The sequence below is a fragment of the Burkholderia sp. APQ4-4ca genome (assembly GCF_057837105.1).
Genome location: NZ_JBYQCG010000245.1, coordinates 1 through 2,136, shown reverse-complemented (window position 1 = coordinate 2,136; position 2,136 = coordinate 1). Strand labels below are relative to the sequence as shown.

5 protein-coding genes are annotated in these 2,136 nt (G+C 61.9%); all 5 read right to left on the bottom strand.

Features of this window, described 5'->3' with window-relative positions; translation table 11 throughout:
• Positions 1 to 53: 53 nt before the first annotated feature.
• On the bottom strand, positions 54 to 446 hold the full coding sequence (locus AC3IFE_RS33915) for a hypothetical protein (RefSeq protein WP_489194775.1): 393 nt from the start codon (positions 444 to 446) through the stop codon (positions 54 to 56).
• A gap of 2 nt (positions 447 to 448) precedes the next feature.
• Entirely contained in the window at positions 449 to 685 is a 237-nt protein-coding gene (locus tag AC3IFE_RS33910) for a hypothetical protein (protein ID WP_489194773.1), read from the bottom strand.
• 11 nt (positions 686 to 696) lie between these two features.
• Positions 697 to 1,503, bottom strand: coding sequence for a PRTRC system ThiF family protein (locus AC3IFE_RS33905; protein ID WP_489194771.1), 807 nt, complete (start codon positions 1,501 to 1,503; stop codon positions 697 to 699).
• On the bottom strand, positions 1,449 to 1,661 hold the full coding sequence (locus tag AC3IFE_RS33900; protein ID WP_489194769.1) for a hypothetical protein: 213 nt from the start codon (positions 1,659 to 1,661) through the stop codon (positions 1,449 to 1,451). The genes AC3IFE_RS33905 and AC3IFE_RS33900 overlap by 55 nt, the downstream gene beginning before the upstream one ends.
• Before the next feature lie 60 nt (positions 1,662 to 1,721).
• Positions 1,722 to 2,136: ATP-binding protein (locus tag AC3IFE_RS33895; protein WP_489194767.1), on the bottom strand; the 415-nt coding region annotated here is incomplete at its 5' end.

Genomic DNA, 2,136 nt, shown 5'->3' with positions numbered 1-2,136 from the left:
AAGTCGAGGTAGATCGGTTTCATTCTTATTTCTCTTTCTTGTAGCGGGCGATATCACGCCGCGCTCGCGTGATCAGATGAGCGTTCGGCTTGGCAAACACCCGACGGACACGGACACACTTCGCAGCCGGGATGAGTGAATCGTGAGTCGTACTGCGCTGGTGCCGGCGGCTCGACCGGGGCAAGCCCATATCGTGCGATCAGGTCTGCGGACAGGTCGGGATGTGCCGATGCGCAAGCAATCGCGTATGCCTGAAGCGCGGCCCGCGCATGCTCGTCGTGCGTCGTATCGAGCACGAAATATTCACAATCGTGGTGCTTTCCGCCGGGCTGGTCGCTGCCATCGACACGGCGAACGTCGAACTTGCGATACAGGCCCTGCTCGGCGTTCGTCTTGCCCGGGTCGCGTACCGCCAGCGCATTAGCGCGGCTGTTGTTGGTATTCATGGTTAGTCTCCCCAATAGGTCATATCTTCGTCGGCCATGTCCTCGGGCGAGTCGTCGTCGCTGAGGCGCATTTCCCAACAGGCGTCGGCGAAATCGCGCGCCATCGCAAGGTCGATTCCGGCGCGGTCGACATAACGCTTAGCGCATCGATCAATCCATTCCTGCTTGCGCGCATCTTCACGCGAAAGGCGTGAGTTCCGCACAGCGCTCGTAATGCGAGCAATTAAAGTTCTGATCACGTTGCTCCCGATCAATTGCCGTGGCCGGCGACCGGGATCGGACGCACATTGCCAGTTTTGAGGTTGATGAAAGCACCGCACCACGTCAGGCGCGCATGCCGGAAGAATTCCCACAGGATCGCGAGCCCCTGCGTGACGACCGCTTGGTTGATGAACAACTCCTGCCGCTCGAGCGCTTCGGCGAGGCTGCAGCTCGGCGTGTCGTCCTCGGGAACCGACGTGTCGATCAGTTCGGGCAGTACGCTATACGGCCAGCGCAGCGGCGTGCTATCTGCGGTCGCTGTGTTTCCGGTCGCGCCGGCCGAAGCGCCGAAAATCACCTGGCCGTCGCTCGCGCGGTTGCCGAGATCCATTACATAGCTTCCCGCTTTATTCAGCGCCGGCGCCAATTTCGCCCGTGCGGCTGCGCTGTCGACGCACATGACAACGAGGTCAGGGGCGCCGCGGATGATCACGTCGGCGCCGGCATGCACTGGTCGACTGCACCAGTCGAGCCCGAAAAATGCGTTTAGGCGATGCACGAGCACGACGCTTTTTCGCTGCCCGACATCGGCCGGACTGAACATCTGCCGGCCGACGTTCGCGGCGCTCACTGTGTCGGCGTCGAACGCGGTGACGTGCAGGCCCGGGTGGCCGAGTTCGACGAGCGCGTGATTGAGGCGTGCGAGCCCGGTCAGCATTTGCGAGCCCGTGCCGCCGCACCCGATCAGCGCGACCGTCACGCGTTCATCGCTGAGAAAGCGGGCGGGCGTCTTGTGTTGGGTCATACCGTCCTCCACCAGGGTGCACCGACGTCGCGTCCGATCAGCGCGGCGCATTCGGTGATCGCGCGGCGTGTTGCGCGCTCGCGCTCTACCTGCTGCGCACCGATGTCATGCCGCGCATCGATGTCGTCGTGCGTGAAGTGGCGGAACGCGCCCGCGCCAGCATGCGCGGTCACGTAATCAGCGAAGTGCGTCACGTTGTAGATCGTCAACTACTTTGGCCGGTCGAGCGTCAATTACCTTGGCCGGTTGGATGGGGTAATTGTCGTTAGTCAGGTTTCTGTAATTGTCGTTTCCTCCTGTTCGGTTTCGGGTAATTGTCGCCGCCGCGGACGCTTGTTGTCGCTGGCATTGCGACGGCGGTAGCTTTCGACGTTCAGTTCAAAGATGGTGGAGTGATGCACCAGCCGGTCAATCGCGGCGACCGTCATCGACGGATCGGGGAACACGTCGTTCCAGCCCGAGAACGGCTGATTGGCCGTGATCAGCAGACTGCGACGCTCGTACCGCTCGGCAATCAGCTCGAACAGCACGCTCGTTTCGGCCTGGTCCTTGCGCACGTACGATAGGTCATCGAGGATGATCAGGTCGAAGCGGTCCAGCTTGCCGAGCATCGAGGGCAGTTGGAGATTTTGGCGAGCGGCCTGCAGCTTCTGCACGAGCTCGCTGGTGCGCGTGAACAGCACG

Bases quoted from the DNA above. Each gene is read 5' to 3' on its own strand.
- AC3IFE_RS33915 (WP_489194775.1), bottom strand. From the start codon at position 446: ATGAATACCAACAACAGCCGCGCTAATGCGCTGGCGGTACGCGACCCG.
- AC3IFE_RS33905 (WP_489194771.1), bottom strand. From the start codon at position 1,503: ATGCGCCGCGCTGATCGGACGCGACGTCGGTGCACCCTGGTGGAGGAC.